This is a genomic window from Ruegeria sp. SATB027, from assembly GCF_059613825.1.
On record NZ_JBXWTH010000028.1, the window covers coordinates 285,163 to 305,314 of the forward strand.

Here is a 20,152-nt window from a genome sequence, read left to right on the forward strand (position 1 = left end):
GCATGCGGCCCGATCCCGACACGTCAGCCGGGAGCGGGCAAAATCGGCTGTTTGTTTATAACGGCGGCTTTCTGACCCAGAAACGTCTGAGACGAATTCTGTCGCTTTCGGGTTACGACATTCGACTGGGGTTTCCGAAAGAAGGCGATTGCGTAGGCGTCTGGGGCAACAGCCCGACAGCACATCGCGGTCTTAAGATTGCTGAAAAACACGCTGCCCCGATTCTGCGGGTCGAGGACGCCTTTCTCAGATCTCTGCACCCGGGCCGGAATGGCGAGCCCCCTTTGGGGCTATTGCTAGATCGTTCCGGCCTGCATTTCGATGCCGCCACGCCGTCTGAGCTTGAAACAATGCTGGCCACGCACCCTCTGGATGACACGGCCCTGCTGAATCGTGCCCGCGCCGCGATCACGCGGATCAGAGAGCTTAACCTCAGCAAGTATTCCGCCGTCGATCTCGATCTTGAACCACCCGATCCGGGTTATGTTCTGGTGATCGATCAGACGGTCGGCGATGCGTCGGTAACAGCAAGCGGAGCGGACCGCGCCCGGTTTCTTGAAATGCTTGTCTTGGCGCAGGAGGAAAACCCCGGCGCGCGCATCCTGATCAAGACGCATCCTGAAACACTGGCGGGTCACCGTCAGGGGCATTTTACCGATCAGGACCTGTCAGACCGGATAACGCAGTTCAGCGACCCGATCAGCCCATGGCCGTTGCTTGAAGGGGCTGTTGCTGTCTACACCGTGTCCTCGCAACTGGGGTTCGAGGCAATTCTGGCAGGCCACAAACCGCGTGTGTTCGGCCAACCTTTCTATGCCGGATGGGGCCTGACGCAGGATGACAGACCCGTTCCGCACCGCCAGCGCAGCCTGACACGGGCGCAATTGTTCGCGGCCGCCATGCTGCTGTACCCGACTTGGTATGACCCCTATCGCGATCAGCTGTGCGAACTGGAAACGGTACTGGACACGTTAGAGGCAAAGACCCGCGCCTGGCGACAGGACAAGAACGGCTGGACGGCATCCGGGATGCGCTTGTGGAAACGCAGGCATCTGCAACAGTTTTTCGGGCAACATGGAAAGCTGCGCTTTACGGCATCTCAACCCGGCACACCGGACCGCCCCCACATGGTCTGGGCCAGCCAGGCAAGGAACACCGAAGGGGCGGTTCGGGTCGAAGACGGGTTCATGCGTTCACGCGGGCTTGGGGCGGCACTGGTCCCGCCATTGTCGCTGGTGACGGACGAGAGCGGAATTTATTACGACCCGACAAAACCCAGCCAGTTGGAAGAGCTGATCACTTTGCGTGAAACGTTGAGGCCGGATCAGGACCTGCGCGCGGAACGTCTTGTCGAAAACCTTTTGGCCGCCGGCCTGAGCAAATACAATACCGGCAATCCGACCAGCACCCTGCCCGAAGGCCATCGTATTCTTGTGCCCGGACAGGTCGAGGACGACGCCTCGATCCTGTTGGGTACCAGCGCGGTCCGCAACAATCTGGACCTGCTGAAAACTGTGCGCGATGCCAATCCCGACGCGATCCTGATTTACAAACCCCACCCCGATGTCGAAGCGGGTCTGCGCGAAGGCAGGATCGATGCCGAGGCAATTGCCGACATTGTTTTAACCCAAACAGACCCCGCATCATTGTTGCCGCACGTGCAGGAAGTATGGACCATGACATCGCTTCTGGGGTTCGAGGCTTTGCTGCGCGGCGTGAAGGTTACAACTCTGGGCGCGCCCTTTTATGCGGGTTGGGGGCTGACCACGGATCTGGGGGCTGTTCCCGCCCGGCGTGGCGCAAGACCGACGTTGATGGGCCTCGTCCATGCTACCCTGATTGATTACCCTCGTTATTTCGACCCGGTCACGGGGCAACCCTGCCCGGTCGAGGTTGCAGTTGAACGTCTGGCGCAGGGCACTTGCGCCCCGACCGGTCCGTTCAATCGAGTTCTGTCAAAACTTCAGGGCGTGTTTGCGACACATGCGCACTTGTGGCGCTAAACCTAGTCAGACGCCCTGCGCCAACGGTGCAGGATATCCCCACCCACCACTTTCGCTTCAACCAGTTCGAACCGTGGCGCGGCGTCCAGTGTCGTTAAAGCCAATGTTCCCACAGCAGCCAGACCTTCGGCCCCAATGGTCAATCCAGCGGTAAATCCGACCAATTCATCCACCAGATCCTCGGCCAGCAGCGATGCAGCCAGCGCCGCCCCGCCTTCGCAGAAGACGCTGGTCAGACCGGCTTGCCCCAACTGTTGGAGCAGATCGACCGCGTCAATCTGATGATCCTTCAACGCGCAGGGGATCAGCCTTGCGCCCAATCCTTCCCAGGCTTTCGCGCGCTCGGCATCCGGGTGATGCGCATGGCAGAGCCACACAGGTGTCTTTGATGCCGTGCGGGCCAAATGCCCCATCAGGGAAATATCCATATGGCGCGAAACCACAACGCGCACGGGCTGATGATCAATGCCAAGATCCCGAACTGTCAGTGAGGGATCGTCAGCCCGCGCTGTACCCGCTCCGACCATCACCGCGTCGTGTCGCGCACGCATGGCATGGACAACGCGGCGCGCCTGTGGCCCGGTAATCCATTGGCTGTGCCCGGTCGAGGTTGCGATCCGCCCGTCAAAACTGCTGGCCAGCTTGAGGGTCACGAAAGGTCGTCCCTGTTCGGTCTTCAGAAAAAAGCCCGCCAGATCACGTTCCGCCTGCTCTGCGAGGACACCGGTTACGACCTTAATTCCGGCCTCGCGCAACTTGGCAAAGCCCTGCCCCGCGACACGTGGGTCGCTGTCTTCCACGGCTGCCACGACACGGGCGACACCCGCAGCAATCAAAGCCTCGGCACAGGGGGGTGTTTTGCCGTGATGGGCGCAGGGTTCCAAAGTCACATAGGCGGTCGCGCCATGTGCGGCCTGCCCGGCTTGCGCCAATGCCTCGGTCTCGGCATGGGGGCGGCCGCCCTGCTGGGTCCAACCGCGCCCGACAATCCGGCCTTTGCGCACGATTACGCACCCCACCGCAGGGTTTGGCCAGCACGTCCCCTGACCGCGCCGCCCCAGTGACAGGGCCAGCGCCATGAAACGCTTATCTTTTTCGCTCACTCGTCCGTCGGTGGCTGCGGCGGGCGCAGTTCGTGGACAAACTCCTCAAAATCATCGGCCGCCTGGAAATTCTTGTACACACTCGCAAAGCGAACATACGCGACGGTATCGATCCGCGCCAGAGCTTCCATAACGATCTCGCCGATCTTGTGGGACGGGATATCCGTGTCGCCCATGCTTTCCAGCCGACGCACGATACCCGAAATCATCTGATCGATCCGCTCGGGATCAACTGGCCGTTTCTGCATCGAGATGCGGATCGAACGTTCCAGTTTATCGCGGTCGAAATCCTCGCGCTTACCATTGGTCTTTATGACAACCAAATCACGCAGCTGCACACGCTCATAGGTCGTGAACCGCCCGCCACAGGCCGGGCAGAACCGGCGTCGGCGGATTGCCACGTGGTCCTCTGCCGGACGTGAATCTTTTACCTGAGTATCAATATTTCCGCAAAACGGGCAGCGCATCCGCCGTCTCCTCGTCCCTTGTTCCGCCTCTTTTTGTAAGCGCTGCGACTTACTTATCCACAACTATAGGGCAGCAACTAGAGTTTGGGTAGTCGGAAATTTCAACCGCTAGATAAAGGGTCAGGCAAGGTGCGCTGCAATCCGTCTCTGGTGTGGTGCCGTGCGGTGTTCAAACAGATATATCCCCTGCCATGTTCCAAGGCACGGGCGACCCTGCACCACAGGTATCGACAAGGATACCGGCAACAGCGCAGCCTTTATATGCGCTGGCATGTCGTCGGGGCCTTCATAAGTATGCCGAAGATACGACATTGCCGGGTGATTGGACGGCGGCACCAGCCTTTCGAAAAACGCCCGAAGATCAGTTTGAACTTCGGGGTCTGCGTTTTCCTGAACAAGCAATGAACAGGAGGTGTGGCGAACAAAAAGCGTCAGTAAGCCATCCGTCGCCACCTGCCCCAGCCACTGCGTCACCTCGGACGTGAATTCGTAAAGACCTGATCCTTGGGTCCGGATTACAAATTCAGTCTGCATTCGCGGTGTCTCGCCGTTTTGTCAGTCGTTATAGAACGGTCGATAGTTACACCTGGCATTCGCGCCTTGTACAGACATGCTGGTGCCAGGTTGAAAACCGATTGTAACAAAGCTGCTTGGCTGTGCACCCACATTCTGGGGCGGCTTGGTCGAGAACTGAACCGCCGTTTTACGACCGGTGGTGACGCTTGGCCCATACCCGCGCAACACGTAGATCGGATCGCGCCAACCCGCGCCCAATGTACGCCGTGCATAATCCGCTGCCGCGCACCAGTATCCTTCGGTACGCTGGTCGCCGCGCGGAATAACTTCGAAATCGGTGGCGTTTATCGGCTCGGTCCGGTACCCGTGCGGTGCCGCGTCAGCCGTCATTGGAATGCTGAACGCCAGGGCGGCAATCGCGGCAAATGTCCGTGTATGTTTCATTGTCATTTCTTCCCTGATTGTGTGTCTCAAAAAGGTTAGGCCATAAGCTTCGTCGGCACAGGGTCGCTCACGTTCTGTTTAATCCGTCTCATGCGTTGCGTGAACCGGCGTGAGCCATCCCTGGTATCTGATCAACAACCCCAGTCCCGGCGCGTCCGCAGACACATCAAACCGAAAGCGCCCCGCTTTGTCCTGCCATTCGTGCGTTCTTGAACGCGGCAAGGTAAAAGATGGCATCGGAATGCCAAACACGGTCAGGCGGAGAATTTTGATATGCATCCCGTTTTCCTGCCAAATGGGCTGCAACCAAATCGAGACCGCGCCGAAAGATTCCCGAACACACTCTCTTTTCGTATCATATTTCAGAGTTGATCGGGTTTTGTGGCCCGCGAAATTCCGATCCCAAGACCAGAATTCGCCATTTGTATCAATGTGCAGGGAAACGGGGACGTCTTTGCCGCTTTGCGGAAACCCAGCCAGACGTGTTACAAGGGCAACCCATATCCCTTTGCCACGTTCGATGTCGCAGCATCCTGCAAAGCAGCCCTCGCTCATGTGCAGATCTCGAACCGCCTTTGGCAACCTTTCGGTCGATCCTATCGCCATAAGAAAGGGATCGCCCATCGCTAGTACCCGTTTTCGGCAAAACGAACCCTGATATCGGGACCGGGAACCAGACATATCTCGGAACGCCCGAAGAACGCGTATCTGTTTCGTGCGATCAGGCGATAGGCGGGATCCTTGATAAGCCGAGGCAGAAACCGGCACATTGAGAACAGCGACCACGGGCCGCGCAACTGTTGCATCGCCGCTGCAAACGCATCCAGATGCTGAAAAACAGCGCCATCCACAACGACCAGATTTGTTTGAAAATCCTGTGTGGGAAGGCCGAGATCACGATATAGTTTTTGCCCAAGCGGGGATTGCGCCGTTGCAAACTGGAAAACTTGGCGCCGGTCACGTTTCAGCATAAACTGGAAAAACCCCGAACACAGCACGCATTCGCCGTCAAACACAATCAGGTTTTGATCATAAACCCCTGTATTCTTTAAAATATCTTGCAAGGTTTTACACCGGAATTATTGACTTAAAGTCAGCCTGACAAAACCACCTGAGCGAAGCAATGCGACATGTACGAAAGGTGTGGGGGCGTGCCGGGGAGCCTTGACCAGAGGCTGGTGATTTCCCCGAGGCTCTGACCTCATCCCCATAAAGGTCTGGACCCGGCAACACTGCTGAAGTGGTTCGTTACACGTGGCGACGCTTGTCCATATTGGTCAAAAATTTTCGAGATACCGCCAGAGATGGCTTGTTTTAGCGAAGAACCCACTTGTCAGCACCGTCGATCATGAAAGAAAATTCTCTGATAGTCTGCCTATGTATTTGAAAATTTGAGGTACTGTTTCGCGATGGATGTCGATATCGGCCGTCTTCATTTGTTTATTCAGGCACTGGACCGCCATTCCGGTAATGGCGACATGTCCCGCGATGTCCTGAAAATGGCGGGGCTACGCCCTCAGGATATCGCACCGCCGGTCACTACCTACAGCGTACAAAGCGAGGCTTTGTTTATCCGTTATGCATGTGACGCCACCCACGACGTCACATTTGCTGCCCGCACGGGGCTTGAGGTTACGTCAGCCTCGACCGTGACCGCCTATATCAGCAAGTATTCCCGCGACCTGAAACAGGTGATGGAGAACCTCACGCGCTTTCACGGCATCATCGACCCTGCCATCGCGCTTAACCTGCGCGTCGCGGGTAATTTTGCGACCTTGGAAGCCGACTGGAAAGATCCCGGGTATGCGCGGTACCACAGACGCACCGAATTCCTGATTTTTGCTGCCCTGGCCAGAATGCGGAACCTGACGCAAGTCAATCTCTATCCGATAGAAATTCGGTTTCAGCACAGGGTCGGCGACCACGCCCGAAGATTTGAGAAACTTGCCGGATTTCCGGTGACTTTTGGGGCCGAGAACCTCGAGATTATCCTGCCACTTGCCGCGCTGGACCTGCCTGTGCCGACGTATGACCCCCAACTCAGAGAGCATTTGCTGGAATATGCAGATCGCCTGCTTTCTGAGAGAGGCGCGCCCAAACATCTGACCCGTGCCAAGGTCGAAGGGCTGGTTACCCGTTCCCTGCCCGGCGCAATCCCGCAGGCCGAAAGCCTCGCGGCTGATCTGGGGATGAGCCTTAGAACCTTCAGTCGGCGCCTCAGGGACGAAGGCACCAGCTATCGCGATGTTGTCGACGATCTGCGGTGCGACCTGGCGCAGACCTTTATCAAGAATGAAATGCCCTTGTCCGAAATCGCCTATTCGCTGGGCTATGCGGATCAGGCTGCATTTTCGACCGCATTCAAACGTTGGACAGGCCAGCCGCCCAGCGCGTTCAAGACGCGAATGGAACACCCGATACGGACGTGAGACCGGGGGTCATCAGCTTGAAAAACCTCGCCCCGGCCCGTCCCATGAGTGGACAGAACGGATATAGAAAGACAGAAGGTCCGGGCCTTGTGCGTTCCCGCCAATGTGATGGGAGAACAGGCCATCGTGAAGAACGCCTGGAATGAAAAAAGGCGCCTCGTTTGAGGCGCCTTGATACTTATTGATCCAGGAAGGACCGAAGTTTTCGGGATCGGCTGGGGTGCTTCAGCTTCCGCAGCGCCTTCGCTTCGATCTGGCGGATACGTTCGCGGGTCACGCTGAACTGCTGACCCACCTCTTCCAGCGTGTGGTCGGTGTTCATACCGATGCCGAAACGCATCCGCAGCACACGTTCTTCACGTGGGGTGAGTGAGGCCAAGACCCGTGTCGTGGTTTCCTTGAGGTTCTCCTGAATGGCGCTGTCCAAAGGCAGTACGGCATTCTTATCCTCGATGAAATCACCCAGCTGGCTGTCTTCTTCGTCACCAATCGGAGTTTCCAGCGAAATCGGCTCTTTGGCGATCTTCATCACCTTGCGAACCTTCTCAAGCGGCATTTGCAGCTTTTCGGCCAGTTCTTCTGGCGTCGGCTCCCGGCCGATCTCGTGCAGCATCTGGCGGCCGGTCCGGACCAGCTTGTTGATCGTTTCGATCATATGAACCGGAATACGGATCGTGCGTGCCTGATCCGCGATTGAACGCGTAATAGCCTGACGAATCCACCACGTTGCATAGGTCGAGAACTTATAGCCGCGACGGTATTCGAACTTGTCTACCGCCTTCATTAGGCCGATGTTACCTTCCTGAATAAGATCAAGGAATTGCAGGCCGCGGTTCGTGTATTTCTTGGCGATCGAGATCACCAGACGCAGGTTGGCTTCGACCATTTCCTTCTTGGCCTGCCGCGCCTCTTTTTCGCCCTTCTGGACCTGCTGAACGATGCGGCGGAATTCGCTGATGTCCAGACCTACATATTGGCCGACCTGAGCCATGTCGTTGCGCAGCTCTTCGACCTTCGCGGTCGAGCGTTCGATGAACATCTGCCAGCCCCGGCCCGGCTTTTCCGCCATTTCGGCCAGCCAGTTGGGGTCCAGTTCACGCCCGCGGTATTCGTCGATGAACTCGCGACGGTTTATCCGTGCCTGATCGGCCAGCTTCACCATCGAACTGTCCAGCGACATGACGCGACGGTTGATACCGTAAAGTTGGTCGATCAGCGCTTCGATCCGGTTGTTGTGCAGGTGAAGACCATTCACCAGTTGCACAATCTCGGCCCGCAACTTCTGATAGGTCTCTTCGTCTTTTTCGCTGAACGTGCCATCCTCGTTCAAGGTGGCCGAAATGCGGCTGTCCTGCATTTCGGACAGCATCGCGAAATCGGTTGAGATCCGCTCCAGCGTGGTCAGAACCTGATCCTTCAATGCCGCTTCCATCGCGGCCAGCGACATGTTGGCCTGATCGTCTTCGTCATCGTCGTCGTCGCTGGTGATCGGGTTGCCATCGGCATCCAGTTCCGGCCCGGCCTCTTTCGCGGGTTTCGCAGCCTGCACGGCAGACGCGTCAACAACTGGCGCGTCGCCATCTTCGTCCAGCTGGTTGCCGAATGTGGTTTCCAGATCGATGACATCCCGCAGCAGAATATCCTCGGACAGCAATTCGTCGTGCCAGATGGTGATTGCCTGAAAGGTCAGCGGGCTTTCGCACAGGCCGGCAATCATGGTATTGCGCCCTGCCTCGATCCGCTTGGCGATGGCAATCTCGCCCTCACGGCTCAGCAGTTCAACCGAACCCATCTCGCGCAGATACATGCGAACGGGATCGTCGGTGCGGTCCAGCTTTTCGGTGGCAGCCCCGGCCAACGCAACCTCGCGGTTGCTTTCGGTGGTCGTCAGTTCGGTCGAGCCCTTGTTCTCTTCCTCTTCGGCCTCTTCATCTTCGATGATGTTGATGCCCATCTCGGACAGCATAGACATAACGTCTTCGATCTGTTCCGAGCTGACCTGATCGGGCGGAAGAACCTGATTGAGCTGATCGTAGGTGATGTAACCTTTCTCGCGGGCCTCGGCGATCATCTTCTTGACGTTGGCCTGGCTCATGTCCAGCGAGATTTCCTGGTCCTGCTCGTCGGATTTGCGATCTTCGGTCGTGTCTTTGGCGGCCATTCAATGCTCCTGCAGGGATGGGTGATTCGTTTGAACCGAATCATTAGCGCGTAGAAGTGATTCGGCCACCCGTTTACCCGTTTTTCTTTTCCAGTGCCTTACGAAAACACCATTTTACCGGCGTTTCCGCTCGAATTTGATGCCGGACATGATTGCCTCGAACGCGTCTTTCTCGTCGCGGTTGATTCGCGCCCCGTTGTCGGCGATGTCGAATATGGCCCTGTCTTCATTCTGGCTTCGGTTTGTCCGGTTGCGTTCTTCTGCCGCTTGCGCCAGCCGATATGTCAGCGCCTCATCGGCCAGATCGGACAACTCCTCTGCGGCTTCGGCAATCTCAGCATCCAACCCCCGGAGCGCTTTGATTTTCGCGAGTTCTTCGGCCAGAGTCATCTCGGCCTTTTCAACGTCGCCCGGTTTGAACACACAGGGGATTACGGCGACATGGCGAAGGGCCAGCAGGTTTTCAAGGGCCTCAGGCCCTAAAGTTTCGGCAATGTGGTCCTTCAGATTGTCCGGATCATCAATTGCATGGCGCAGGATTGCGGTTCGCATTGCGGCGTGATCAACATCGCGGCATTCCATCTCTTCCAGTTGGTGTTCGAACTGCACGACGACTTGGGGGTTAAGCGCGGCAATAGCCAGAATGGCCGCTTCGCGCAGTTGAATCTCGGCATTCTCGGACGAGGCCAGAAACGAGGACCGCGCGCCGGGCGTGGCGGGTTGTTTTGGCGGCACCCATTTGCCGCGTGGTTGCCATTGCCGGGATTGCGGCTGCCGTTGCGGACGGAACAACTGCCAGCGCAGGTCCTTGATCTCTTGCCCATAATGCGCCCGGATCGACGGATCGCGGATCAGCTTGATTTTCTCGCGCAGGGACTTGTCCAAGGCCGCCTTACGTTCGGGGCTGTCGAACACCTTGCCGTCGGTCTCGCGCTGCCACAGCAGCTTGACCATCGGAATGGCACCATCCAGCACGGCCTTCACAGCGCCTGCCCCTTCGGCGCGTAGCAGGTCGTCGGGGTCTTTGCCCTCGGGCATCAGGGCAAACCGCAGCGACTTTCCAGCTTCGAGCATCGGCAAAGCCAGATCAACCACCCGCATCGCAGCGCGCAGACCTGCTGTGTCGCCGTCCAGCGCAATGATCGGCTCGTCCGATATCCGCCAGAGCAGTTGCAGCTGATGTTCGGTTATGGCGGTACCCAATGGGGCAACCGACGCGCCAAAGCCTGCTTCGGCCAGCGCGATCACATCCATATAACCTTCGGCCACGATCAGCGGCTGCCCCTTACCTGCCGCCTGTCGAGCCGGGCCTTGATTGTAAAGGCTGCGCCCTTTGTCGAACAGCTCGGTCTCGGGCGAGTTCAGGTATTTCGCGTTGTCATTGGGGTCCATCGCCCGCCCGCCAAACGCGATACAACGCCCACGCGGATCGCGGATCGGGTACATGATGCGGTTGCGGAAGGTGTCATAAGGCTTTTTGCCCTTGTTCGAGGGCTTGGCCAGCCCGGCCCCAAGGATCAGGTCCTCGGCCACGTTCTTGCCGCGCAGATGGTCCCACAGCGCCTGCCAATCGTCCGGGGCATATCCAATCTCCCACCGGTCCAGCGCTTGCGCGTTCAACCCGCGGCGCGCGAGGTAGTCTCGTGCGGCGGCTCCCGCTCCGGTCTTGAGCTGAAGGCGGAAGAACTGCGCTGCCTGCTCCATCACTTCAGCCAGCTGTGTGCGGTGGTCCTGTTTTTCCTGCGCCTTCGGATCGCGCGCAGGCATCGGCATCCCGGCTTCGCGGGCCAGAATCTCGACTGCTTCGATGAACGAGACATTCTCGGTCTCTTTCACAAAACTGATCGCGTCGCCTTTGGCGTGACAGCCAAAGCAGTAATAAAACCCCTTTTGGTCATCCACGTGGAACGAGGCCGTCTTCTCATGATGGAACGGGCAAGGCGCCCACATGTCCCCTTTGCCCTGATTGGACTTGCGCTGGTCCCACATGACTTTGCGCCCGACAACCTGAGACAGGCTGAGCCGCGTGCGCAATTCGTCCAGAAATCCGGGGGGCAATGACATCTGCTAAACCTGCCAGAAATGAAAACGCGCGCCAAGAGGAAGGCGCGCGGTTGTCCACAAGGAAATGTCCGAGTTGTGGATTATTGTTGCAGGCACAGTTCAAGCCACGCCGCGCCCAGGTCTTTCTTGCGCACGTCCCGCATCTTTTGCTCATAAACCCAAGGTGTGATCAGCGGGATTGCAGCATTGTAGTTTTCGGGCCATGTCGGGCCGCTATCCGCCACCGCTTGTACAACGTCACGTTCTTTTACACGGTCCAGTCGCGCCTTTTGAACCGCAGCCACCACATCAGCTTGGTACTTGCAGCTTTGTTCCTTGGTTTCCTGAGCGGCCAAAGGGGTGGCCAACAGAGCCGCGACAAAAGCGATACGCAACATGGAATTCTCCGGAGATTCGTTTCTTTGAAGTAGATTGCCCGTCAACCTAACGGGCTGTCATGGACATTCAAGCCGCAGCGCGTACTGGCGGGATGAAATGATCACCCCGCCCACCTAATTCACAGCCCCTTGGCGCGGTAGCTTTTCGCAACGCGGTCAATCGCCACGATATAAGCCGCCGTACGCAGGTCCTCGACATCATCACGGCTGTGCCAAACCTCACGCATCGACTGATAAGCAATACGCATTGTGTCATCGAGACCCGAGCGCACCAACTCAAGCTCATCCGCGCCTTTGAGGTACTTGGCCTTGAAGTCCGGCGACATCGACCAGGCATCCCCCAGGTACCGGTCCAGCCGTTCCAACTCGCTGACGATCAGTTCGTGGCGCGATTCTTCCTGGCGGCGCTGCATCCGGCCAAAGCGGATATGGCTAAGGTTCTTGACCCATTCGAAATAGGATACTGTCACACCGCCTGCGTTGGCATACATGTCGGGGATGATCACTGTGCCCTTCTTACGCAGGACTTCATCCGCGCCAGCGGTTACCGGACCATTGGCAGCTTCGATAATCAGCGGTGCCTTGATCCGATCGGCGTTCGACAGGTTGATGACACCTTCCAAAGCCGCCGGGATCAGAATGTCGCATTCAGCTTCCAGCACTGCCGCGCCTTCAGCGGAATGGGTCGCATCGGGATAGTCCTTTACGCCACCGTGTTTGACAATCCACTGACGCACGGCTTCGACGTCAATGCCGTCAGGGTTATAAAGCGCACCATCCCATTCGATGATTCCGGTGATGAGCGCGCCATCTTCCTCGCTGAGGAACTTTGCAGCGTGATAACCTACATTACCAAGCCCCTGCACGATAATGCGCTTACCATCCAGTTTACCTGACAAGCCTGCTTTCTGGATGTCTTCAGGGTGGCGGAAAAACTCGCGCAACGCGTATTGAACACCGCGCCCAGTCGCTTCGACCCGCCCCGCGATACCACCGGCATTCAGCGGCTTTCCTGTCACACAGGCGCGCGCATTGATGTCCGTTGTGTTCATCCGCGCGTATTGGTCAGCCATCCAAGCCATTTCACGCTCCCCAGTGCCCATATCGGGCGCAGGCACGTTTTGCGATGGGTTTATCAGGTCTCGCTTTGCAAGCTCATACGCAAAGCGCCGCGTGATCTGTTCCAGCTCATGCTCTTCATATTCTCGTGGATCAATGCAAAGCCCACCCTTGGAGCCACCAAACGGTGTTTCGACAAGTGCGCACTTATACGTCATCAGCGCAGCCAGAGCTTCGACTTCGTCCTGGTTAACCGCAGTGGCATATCGAATACCGCCCTTGACCGGTTCCATATGCTCCGAGTGGACAGACCTGTAACCAGTGAAGGTATGGATTTCACCACGCAGCCGCACGCCAAATCGAACTGTGTAGGTTGCGTTGCAGACACGGATCTTTTGCTCCAACCCCGGCGGCAGCTCCATAAGGGCGGCTGCCCTGTTGAACATAAGGTCAACACTTTCACGAAAGCTGGGTTCTTTGATGCCGGTCATAAAATCCTCCGTAGCGGTACATGACGATGCGTCACGACGTTTTGTCGCACCACTGGCGGCCTGCTGCAATCAAACAATGCACTTTTTTTAATCATTTTATGAACGCACGCTTAGTTGCCCTAGGGTGAGTCGCTCAGATCGGCCAACTTCTTAACGAATTGTTTTCATTTCATCGACAGATCACCTGAAACGGTCCAAATTATACCCCTTCGGCGCGTAAAAAGGCCAAAACCAAGCCTTTTTCGCCCAATTCACGCCACGTTTGAAAATTAACTTTGTCCCAAATCTCTTTTTCTTTGACGCACGAATTCGACGTGTGAGGCGGAGTAACCAGAATGCTAAATTCCTTGCTTTGTAACGACGGCTCGAAACCGAAGCGCAAAACGTTCAAGTTAGAGCAGTTCGCTCGGAACGAAGATGGCGTCTTCACTATTTTCGTATTGTTCATGGTGGTCCTGATGCTGGCAATTACCGGCATGGCCATGGATGTCATGAAGTATGAGCGTGACCGCGCCAGCCTGCAATCCACCCTGGACCGCGCTGTGCTTGCTGCCGCTGACCTTGACCAGGATCTTCCTGCCAAGGCGGTTGTCGATTCTTACATGGACAAGGCCGGGCTGGGCAATCTGAACGCCATTACGACGGTTGTTGAAGGGTTCGGCTCCAAAAAAGTAAGTGCTACAGCCGAAGCGGTTGTTCCGACCCGCTATCTGAGGTTCGGCAAAGTCACTGAACTGGGCCTTGTTGCCAGCAGTGCGGCTGAAGAATCCATTGGCGCTGTAGAAATCTCGTTGGTTCTCGACATTTCCGGCTCTATGTCGCGCTCGTCGGCCACACCATCGAAGACAAAAATCGCAGTGTTGAGAGAAGCTGCGTCGGAATTTGTAAGGCTCATGTTGGACAAACCTGACGAAACACAGATTTCAATCTCGATTGTTCCTTATGCAACGCAGGTCAACGCGGGTGCGCCAATCCTGGACAAGTTCACAAATGTCACTCAGGAGCACAGCTATTCGCACTGCGTAAACTTCATTCCGGAACAGTACAGCGATTCTGATCTGGAACGCGATGACACGTTGGAGCGCACCGCCCATTTCGATCCTTTCACCTATTCTGAAGGGTCAATCGACCTGCCCGTTTGTCCGGTCCGCGCAGGAAGCGCAATCACCCCTGTCACCGACAATATGAACAAACTGCTTGCTCAGATTGCGTCCCTCACCCCCGGTGGGAACACATCGATCGATATTGGGATGAAGTGGGGTACTGCCCTGCTGGACCCGAGCATGCGCGGAATTGTTCGCGACCTGTCGCTGGAACAGGATCCATCCTATGCAGGTACAACAATTGTGCCATCAAAATTCTCGGTCCGTCCCTCGGATTATGGCACCGACGTTCTCAAGATCGCCATTGTTATGACCGATGGTCAGAACACCGATCAATACATGCTTAACCCATCACTGCGTGAAGGTATGTCAGACGTCTGGTACAACCCGGAAGCTGATGAATACACCGTGTACCATTCTCAGGGTCGTCCGAATTTTTTCTGGCCTCAGCAAGACGTTTGGGCGGATCATCCCTACGGAAACCCGGAACCTGAGACGCAGCTGAACGAAGAACCTGGAACAGCTGTTCGGTTGTCATATCCTGAACTGTTTAACCGAGTATCTTTGGCATGGAACGCACGGTACAACTATTACTGGCAGTCCAGCGGTTGGGCGGAATGGTATTCCAAGGCATACGCGAAAGTTGAAACGTCGGCCAAGAACCAGCGCACCAAGCACATTTGTGATGCGGCCAAGGATCAGGGCATCATCGTTTACGGTATCGCGTTCGAGGCGCCCAGAAGCGGGTACAGGACCCTCAAAGACTGTGCCAGCTCTGACAGCCACGTCTATGACGTAAGTGGCCTGAACCTTGAGAAAGCCTTTGAATCCATCGCATCGTCGATCCGCAAGCTGAGGCTAACCCAATGATCAGCAGAAAGCTGTCGATGCTCCGCCTGTTTCGACAATCCGAAGCAGGCAATGCGACAATCGAGTTCATCATGCTCGTACCCTTCTTCCTGGCGCTTCTCGTGGCAGGAGCCGAACTGTCCATCATCACAATGCGGCATGCTGCTTTGGAGCGTGGGGTGGACCTGATCGTAAGGGATATTCGGCTGGGTACGGGTACGGACTGGAATCACGACGTGATCAGGGATCGGATTTGCGAAGTTTCCGGAATCAAGGATTGTACAGGGAATTTGCGACTGCAAATGGTCAAGCAGGACGCGTTCGCTGGTATCGTGCTTTCAGACAGCATCCCCTGCACGGACAGTTCCGAAGATCCCAAACCGGTTCTGGATTTCAAAAGCGGCCAATCCAACGAGTTGATGATCTTGCGGGCCTGTTTGCGCATAGATCCGGTTCTTGAGACCTCAGCCATTGCCAAGCTTGTCCCGGACGCTACCGGTCACTACGCGGTGACCGCAACGACGGCATTCGTACAGGAGCCACTGTAAGATCATGTCTGTATTCCGAAACCTGAAGAAGCGCTTCAAAGTCTTCAAGAAAGACGAAAGTGGCATTCTGACCGTAGAAGCCCTCATGATTTTTCCGCTGATGTTATGGACGATCACGTTCACGTTCACAGCATTCGAGGGGTTTCGTCAAAGCGCATCCAATCTGAAGGCAGCTTATACGATCAGCGACCTGATTTCGCGTGAAACGCAGGCCGTGACCGATGTGTATATCGACTCGCTGCACGATTTAGCGGGCAAGATGATCAATAACCGGTCAGACGTGAAAATGCGGGTTTCTCTTATCGTTTACGATGAGGACGATAAACGCCATTATGTGCGCTGGTCGACCGTACGCGGCTTTGATCAGGAATGGGATGACAACAGGATCGATGAAATCGAAGACCGCCTGCCGCCAATGCCCAATCAGGACACCGTTATTCTGGTTGAAACGTCCAATGAATACATCCCCACGTTCAGACCGGGCTGGGATTTTGCGACAGGTATCACCTTTGAGAACTTCATCTTTACCCGTCCCCGCTTTACAAACGAAGTTGCTTGTAACTTAACCCAGACCCCGTTCGTCTGCACAAATAGCGGATAGAATTTCGGACATGAACTTGGCTTCGGCGGCAGATGTCATGCCGCCCACGCCAACCCGGTGACCAACCCGCCACCACAATCCCGGAGCCCAGCGGTTCGCTGCTTTGTTTCGCGTACGGACCAGAAAGCCGTTTGACGGTTTGAACGCGAACACACCCCGATCTACCGTTTCAATATCGGCCACTTCTGCGATGATCTGACCCGACCCCGTTCGCAACTCGGTCCGCGTCAGTTCGATCCAGTCTTCTGTGGCGCGCCAGACACGAAGCGCCAGCCAAAGCGATGCACCGCCAACGACAAACAGAAACACCTGCCAAACCGGTTCGGGTGGCGATGCCAGCGCGACATAGGTAACCAGCATTCCAACCGTTGTCAGCATCCCTACCCCGGTCCATCGTCTGGGGGATGAGGCCTGAATCGTTGCCAACACGTCGTCCTGCATGGAAGTCTCCTGTCTGATCCGCTTCGATCTAGCCATTTTGCGCCGGAAACAACAGAGGCTTGGCCGCAAAACAATTTCGCACAGGTCCGGTTATTTCATGCAAATTGACTGCCGTGGCGCAGAGATTACATGCTGCCCGGATGAAACGGAGGTGAACATGTCCCTTAGACCGACGTTGGAAACACGCAAAGCCATCCCCACAATGGAAGGGGCTGGTGTCAAACTTCACCGTGCATTCGGGTTTCAGGATCCGTCCGAACTGGATCCTTTTCTGCTGTTCGATGATTTCAGAAATGAACGCCCGCAGGATTACCAGGCCGGGTTTCCGTGGCACCCGCACCGGGGAATTGAAACGATCACTTACGTTCTGACCGGCACAGTCGAGCATTCGGATTCGCTGGGTAACACCGGCACGCTTGGCGCCGGTGATGTGCAATGGATGACCGCAGGATCCGGTATCCTGCATCAGGAAATGCCAAGCGGCAACATCTCGGGCCAGATGCACGGCTTCCAGTTGTGGGGCAACCTGCCCTCGGATCAGAAGATGACCGCCCCGCGCTATCAGGACGTTCAAAGCAAGGACATCCCCGAAATCACCGATGACGATGGCACCACAGTGCGGGTGATCGTAGGTGAGTTCTGGGGTAAGACCGGACCCGTAGACGGGATAGCTGCTGACCCGCAGTATCTGGATATCTCTGTCCCGGCAGGTGTGAAGAAAACCCTCCGGATCGATACGTACCGCCGTGCTTTCGCCTATGTGTTTCAGGGTCAGGCCGCCTTTGCCGATGCCTCGCAGCCGACAGGTGTGCTGTTGGAAAAGGAAATCGCCGGGCAAGAGGTCAATATCCGCGACATGTCAGGGGATCGCACGCTTGTCCGTTTTGGCACGGGCGATGAAATCACCGTTCAGGCTGGCCCCCAAGGTGTGCGGTTCCTGCTGATCTCTGGGGCTCCGATCAATGAACCCGTCGCGTGGCATGGCCCCATCGTGATGAACACGCGGGCCGAACTGGAACAGGCCTTTCGCGAGCTGCGCAATGGCACGTTCATTCGCCCCGCGCACTAACAGCGTGACGGTTTGACCCTGTCAGGCCGTCACGGCCTTGTGCACCATGTTCCAATAGATCTCTTCGACCTCGTCCAGTGACAGGCGACCACCCGAACGGTACCAGGTCATCACGCCGTTCAGCATGGCAATCACGGCCAGCGTTGCAATCTTCGTGTCCGAAATTGCGAATTGTCCGGCCTGCTGCCCTGAGTCAAGGATGCTTTCCAGCACGTTTTCGTATTGGCGCCGCAAGTCTTCGATTTCAGCAAAGTTTTCGGGCGAAAGATTGCGCAACTCCATATAGGCGATGAAAACTTCGTCGGGGCGTTGCAAATGGAAGCGGATGTGAAAGCCGATAAACTGGCGCAAAGCGTCTTCGGCATCGTCGCAACGGCCCATTGCATCAAGCGCCTCAAGCAGGTCCTGCATGTGTTCGCGCATCAACCGGTGCAAAAGGCTCTGTTTGTCGGGCATATAGTTATAAAGCGCGCCTGCCTGTACGCCGACCTCTTTTGCGATCTGCCGCATCGAGACAGCGGCATACCCATAGCGGGCAAACAGGTGCAGCGCGGCCTTGCGGATTCGCGGGCCGGTTATGTCGGAATGTGAGCCTTGAGTGCGTGCCATGGGTCTACAGTATATGAACAGATGTTCATATAGAACCCCGCTTGAACGATGTCGTCAAAACGTGCATCACGATGGGGCAACAAAGACCGAAAAGCCTGCGACATGAAACTGCTGCCTGTTTTGCCCCTTATTCTATTTTGCGCCGCCTGTGCGGACATTCCCGAGTTGGAAGGCAGCGAACCGGCTGCAGTCAGATCCGCCCCCTACCCGCGCCTTATTCCGTTGCAGGAAACCTTAGGGCCACCGGTGGACCCGATCCATCAGGCAGCAGCAGTCGAAGACGATCTGACCCAACGCAGCAATGCCTTGGCCCAAAAGGCGCAGGCGCTACAAAACGCGCAAACCAACTGACGCGTCATAAATCACCCCCACTATCCCCCGGTGACGGATTGCACCCTTGGCCTGAACCCGCTAAGGCAGCGCTGATTGGACAAGCATCCGACACCAGAAGAATTCGAGCGGAAAAGGACCCACGACATGACACAGGCACTGCGGCTGGGAATTGCGGGCTTGGGAACGGTCGGCGTGGGTGTCGTCAAGATCGTCCGCCGCCATGCAGAGTTGTTGCAGGCCCGCACAGGCCGTTCGATTGAAATCGTGGCTGTATCCGCGCGAGACCCGAACAAGGACCGTGGCGTAAACCTGTCGGATTATGCCTGGGAAACCGATCCGGTTGCACTGGCAAAACGCGACGACATAGACGTTTACGTCGAATTGATGGGTGGCGAGAACGGTCCTGCCAAAGCCTCGGTCGAAGCAGCATTGGCCAGTGGCAAGGATGTGGTCACCGCCAACAAGGCATTGCTGGCCATCCATGGGCAGGAACTGGCTGAAAAGGCCGAGGCCGCCGGTCGTGTGATCCGGTTTGAGGCCGCTGTCGCTGGTGGTATCCCGGTGATCAAGTCCCTGACCGAAGGTCTGGCGGGGAACGAGATCACCCGCGTAATGGGTGTCATGAACGGGACGTGCAACTACATCCTGACCCGGATGCAATCGCAGCGTCAGGGCTACAATGCCCTTTTCGATGAATGCGCCGAATTGGGATACCTTGAGGCCGACCCCAATCTGGATGTCGGAGGTATCGACGCTGCGCACAAGCTGGCTCTGCTATCCTCGATTGCGTTTGGGACCAAGCCGAATTTCGACGGGATCGAGATTGAGGGTATTCAGCAGATCAGCCTGGACGACATTGATCAGGCCGAAGACATGGGCTTTCGCATTAAATTGCTTGGCGTGGCGCAGCGCACCGCGCGCGGGCTGGAGCAACGCATGCAGCCTTGCCTGGTACCCAGCGACTCGCCACTGGGCCAGCTGGAAGGCGGCACCAATATGGTCGTGATCGAAGGCGACGCGGTTGAGCAGGTTGTTCTGCGCGGCCCCGGCGCAGGCGAAGGTCCGACAGCCAGCGCTGTGATGGGCGATGTCTGCGATCTGGCGCGCGGATTGCAAATCCCGACCTTTGGCCGCCCAGCCACCACGCTTGAAGCCGCAGTTCCCGCCGTCACCGGTCGACCTGCGCCGTATTATCTGCGGCTGGGCCTGCTGGATAAACCTGGTGCATTGGCCAAGGTTGCGGCCATTCTGGGCAATGCCGGGGTGTCAATCGACCGGATGCGCCAATACGCACATGCCGAAAGCACAGCGCCTGTGCTGATCGTCACCCATAAGACCACCCGAACGGCGCTGGACGTCGCGTTGGAGGGTTTCCGCGAAACCGATGTGGTTGCAGGCGACCCAGTTGCATTGCGGATTGAAGCGGTTTGACCTTGCGGCCTGCATGAAACGCAAGCTATGCCGGAAGACACGGCTATACTGACC

20 protein-coding genes are annotated in these 20,152 nt (G+C 56.8%); 8 read left to right on the forward strand and 12 right to left on the reverse strand.

All coding sequences use genetic code 11. The features are described 5' to 3' along the window. The first annotated feature begins 2 nt into the window (after nucleotides 1–2). Nucleotides 3–2,003 carry a capsule polysaccharide biogenesis protein gene (locus AC2FPW_RS06635; protein ID WP_496812919.1) on the forward strand — a complete coding sequence of 667 codons (2,001 nt, stop codon included), beginning with the start codon at nucleotides 3–5 and terminating at the stop codon, nucleotides 2,001–2,003. Nucleotides 2,004–2,005: 2 nt separating this feature from the next. Here the strand turns inward: AC2FPW_RS06635 and ribD are convergent, their stop codons facing one another. The 6 genes from ribD to AC2FPW_RS06665 form a co-directional block, all read right to left on the reverse strand. Beyond that, nucleotides 2,006–3,106, reverse strand: coding sequence for a bifunctional diaminohydroxyphosphoribosylaminopyrimidine deaminase/5-amino-6-(5-phosphoribosylamino)uracil reductase RibD (ribD, locus tag AC2FPW_RS06640; RefSeq protein ID WP_496812920.1), 1,101 nt, complete (start codon nucleotides 3,104–3,106; stop codon nucleotides 2,006–2,008). Continuing rightward, nucleotides 3,103–3,573, reverse strand: a complete 471-nt coding sequence (nrdR, locus tag AC2FPW_RS06645) for a transcriptional regulator NrdR (protein ID WP_267367325.1) — start codon at nucleotides 3,571–3,573, stop codon at nucleotides 3,103–3,105. The genes ribD and nrdR overlap by 4 nt, the downstream gene beginning before the upstream one ends. A gap of 120 nt (nucleotides 3,574–3,693) precedes the next feature. After that, entirely contained in the window at nucleotides 3,694–4,107 is a 414-nt protein-coding gene (locus AC2FPW_RS06650) for a secondary thiamine-phosphate synthase enzyme YjbQ (protein WP_267367328.1), read from the reverse strand. Nucleotides 4,108–4,128: 21 nt separating this feature from the next. Beyond that, the gene (locus AC2FPW_RS06655; protein ID WP_496812921.1) at nucleotides 4,129–4,533 is read right to left on the reverse strand and encodes a hypothetical protein; all 405 of its coding nucleotides are present in this window, start codon (nucleotides 4,531–4,533) and stop codon (nucleotides 4,129–4,131) included. 78 nt (nucleotides 4,534–4,611) lie between these two features. Next, a complete protein-coding gene (locus AC2FPW_RS06660) occupies nucleotides 4,612–5,157 on the reverse strand; it encodes a DUF4166 domain-containing protein (RefSeq protein WP_496812922.1) in 546 nt (181 codons plus the stop codon). Nucleotides 5,158–5,159: 2 nt separating this feature from the next. After that, nucleotides 5,160–5,597 carry a thiol-disulfide oxidoreductase DCC family protein gene (locus tag AC2FPW_RS06665; RefSeq protein WP_496812923.1) on the reverse strand — a complete coding sequence of 146 codons (438 nt, stop codon included), beginning with the start codon at nucleotides 5,595–5,597 and terminating at the stop codon, nucleotides 5,160–5,162. A 345-nt stretch (nucleotides 5,598–5,942) separates the two neighbouring features. On the opposite strand from AC2FPW_RS06665, the gene AC2FPW_RS06670 reads away from it, so the two are divergent. Then, nucleotides 5,943–6,962 (forward strand): helix-turn-helix domain-containing protein, encoded by a 1,020-nt coding sequence (locus tag AC2FPW_RS06670; protein ID WP_480537529.1) that lies wholly within the window; start codon nucleotides 5,943–5,945, stop codon nucleotides 6,960–6,962. A gap of 178 nt (nucleotides 6,963–7,140) precedes the next feature. On the opposite strand, the gene rpoD is transcribed toward AC2FPW_RS06670, so the two are convergent. The 4 genes from rpoD to AC2FPW_RS06690 all read right to left on the reverse strand — a co-directional run bounded on the left by rpoD (nucleotide 7,141) and on the right by AC2FPW_RS06690 (nucleotide 13,114). Then, nucleotides 7,141–9,123 (reverse strand): RNA polymerase sigma factor RpoD, encoded by a 1,983-nt coding sequence (gene rpoD, locus AC2FPW_RS06675; RefSeq protein WP_209504318.1) that lies wholly within the window; start codon nucleotides 9,121–9,123, stop codon nucleotides 7,141–7,143. A 114-nt stretch (nucleotides 9,124–9,237) separates the two neighbouring features. Continuing rightward, a complete protein-coding gene (dnaG, locus tag AC2FPW_RS06680; protein ID WP_496812924.1) occupies nucleotides 9,238–11,187 on the reverse strand; it encodes a DNA primase in 1,950 nt (649 codons plus the stop codon). Nucleotides 11,188–11,267: 80 nt separating this feature from the next. Continuing rightward, nucleotides 11,268–11,564, reverse strand: coding sequence for a hypothetical protein (locus AC2FPW_RS06685; RefSeq protein WP_267366003.1), 297 nt, complete (start codon nucleotides 11,562–11,564; stop codon nucleotides 11,268–11,270). A gap of 119 nt (nucleotides 11,565–11,683) precedes the next feature. Continuing rightward, nucleotides 11,684–13,114 (reverse strand): Glu/Leu/Phe/Val family dehydrogenase, encoded by a 1,431-nt coding sequence (locus AC2FPW_RS06690; protein WP_496812925.1) that lies wholly within the window; start codon nucleotides 13,112–13,114, stop codon nucleotides 11,684–11,686. Nucleotides 13,115–13,449: 335 nt separating this feature from the next. On the opposite strand from AC2FPW_RS06690, the gene AC2FPW_RS06695 reads away from it, so the two are divergent. The 3 genes from AC2FPW_RS06695 to AC2FPW_RS06705 are packed head-to-tail and all read left to right on the forward strand — an operon-like array spanning nucleotide 13,450 to nucleotide 16,215. After that, nucleotides 13,450–15,087, forward strand: a complete 1,638-nt coding sequence (locus AC2FPW_RS06695) for a pilus assembly protein TadG-related protein (protein ID WP_480481587.1) — start codon at nucleotides 13,450–13,452, stop codon at nucleotides 15,085–15,087. After that, nucleotides 15,084–15,614 carry a TadE/TadG family type IV pilus assembly protein gene (locus AC2FPW_RS06700; protein WP_480583474.1) on the forward strand — a complete coding sequence of 177 codons (531 nt, stop codon included), beginning with the start codon at nucleotides 15,084–15,086 and terminating at the stop codon, nucleotides 15,612–15,614. The genes AC2FPW_RS06695 and AC2FPW_RS06700 overlap by 4 nt, the downstream gene beginning before the upstream one ends. 4 nt (nucleotides 15,615–15,618) lie before the next feature. Next, on the forward strand, nucleotides 15,619–16,215 hold the full coding sequence (locus tag AC2FPW_RS06705) for a TadE/TadG family type IV pilus assembly protein (protein ID WP_480481591.1): 597 nt from the start codon (nucleotides 15,619–15,621) through the stop codon (nucleotides 16,213–16,215). On the opposite strand, the gene AC2FPW_RS06710 is transcribed toward AC2FPW_RS06705, so the two are convergent. Next, the gene (locus AC2FPW_RS06710; protein WP_480481593.1) at nucleotides 16,177–16,656 is read right to left on the reverse strand and encodes a hypothetical protein; all 480 of its coding nucleotides are present in this window, start codon (nucleotides 16,654–16,656) and stop codon (nucleotides 16,177–16,179) included. The two genes, AC2FPW_RS06705 and AC2FPW_RS06710, sit on opposite strands and share 39 nt — an antisense overlap. 157 nt (nucleotides 16,657–16,813) lie before the next feature. On the opposite strand from AC2FPW_RS06710, the gene AC2FPW_RS06715 reads away from it, so the two are divergent. Continuing rightward, the gene (locus AC2FPW_RS06715) at nucleotides 16,814–17,725 is read left to right on the forward strand and encodes a pirin family protein (RefSeq protein WP_267366136.1); all 912 of its coding nucleotides are present in this window, start codon (nucleotides 16,814–16,816) and stop codon (nucleotides 17,723–17,725) included. A gap of 21 nt (nucleotides 17,726–17,746) precedes the next feature. On the opposite strand, the gene AC2FPW_RS06720 is transcribed toward AC2FPW_RS06715, so the two are convergent. After that, nucleotides 17,747–18,334, reverse strand: a complete 588-nt coding sequence (locus tag AC2FPW_RS06720) for a TetR/AcrR family transcriptional regulator (protein WP_496812926.1) — start codon at nucleotides 18,332–18,334, stop codon at nucleotides 17,747–17,749. A gap of 102 nt (nucleotides 18,335–18,436) precedes the next feature. Between AC2FPW_RS06720 and AC2FPW_RS06725 the strand changes: the two genes are divergently transcribed. Continuing rightward, nucleotides 18,437–18,685, forward strand: coding sequence for a hypothetical protein (locus AC2FPW_RS06725; RefSeq protein ID WP_480481597.1), 249 nt, complete (start codon nucleotides 18,437–18,439; stop codon nucleotides 18,683–18,685). A 126-nt stretch (nucleotides 18,686–18,811) separates the two neighbouring features. Beyond that, complete coding sequence (locus tag AC2FPW_RS06730; RefSeq protein WP_496812927.1) at nucleotides 18,812–20,098, forward strand: homoserine dehydrogenase; 1,287 nt, start codon at nucleotides 18,812–18,814, stop codon at nucleotides 20,096–20,098. Nucleotides 20,099–20,152 lie beyond the last annotated feature (54 nt).